This window comes from Psychrobacter sp. 1U2, from assembly GCF_051847575.1.
Genome location: NZ_JBPYDC010001135.1, coordinates 1 through 692, shown reverse-complemented (window position 1 = coordinate 692; position 692 = coordinate 1). Strand labels below are relative to the sequence as shown.

The window sequence follows — 692 nt, the reverse complement described above, 5'->3', positions numbered from 1 at the left end:
GACACAGGCGATCTTGAGATATCCACCCCAAGAGACCGTGACGGCGCTTTTGAACCTGCATTAGTGCGTAAGCATCAAACCCGTATCTCAGGTCTCGATGATAAAATCATATTCCTTTACGCCAAAGGTCAAACCACCACTGAGATCGTCGAGAGTATCAAAGAGCTCTACGATGTTGACATATCCAGCTCTCTTGTCTCAAGAGTGACCGACAACATCATTGATGACATCACCGCTTGGCAGAACCGGCCATTGAGTAGTGTTTATCCTATCGTCTATCTGGACTGCATTGTCGTCAAAGTACGTCAAGACAAACAGATCATCAACAAGGCTATCTATCTGGCGCTAGGTGTCGCTCTTAATGGTAAAAAAGAGCTGCTTGGTATGTGGCTATCAGAGAATGAGGGCGCTAAGTTCTGGCTTGGGGTACTCACTGAGCTACAAAACCGCGGGGTTCAAGACATCCTCATTGCCTGTGTGGACGGCTTAAAGGGTTTCCCTGATGCCATCAACACTGTTTATCCAAAGGCTGAGGTTCAGCTGTGTATCGTGCATATGGTGCGCTATTCGATGAAGTTTGTGCCGTGGACGGATAAGAAGGCCGTAGCGGCTGATTTAAAAGCCATCTACGGCGCTGATACGCTTGAGATAGCAGAGGCCAATCTTGAGCACTTTGATGAGGTGTGGGGCAA

At 48.1% G+C, this 692-nt stretch carries 1 protein-coding gene; it reads left to right on the top strand.

Features of this window, described 5'->3' with window-relative positions; translation table 11 throughout:
* Positions 1–692: IS256 family transposase (locus ACS8FD_RS20815; RefSeq protein WP_439277267.1), on the top strand; the 692-nt coding region annotated here is incomplete at both ends.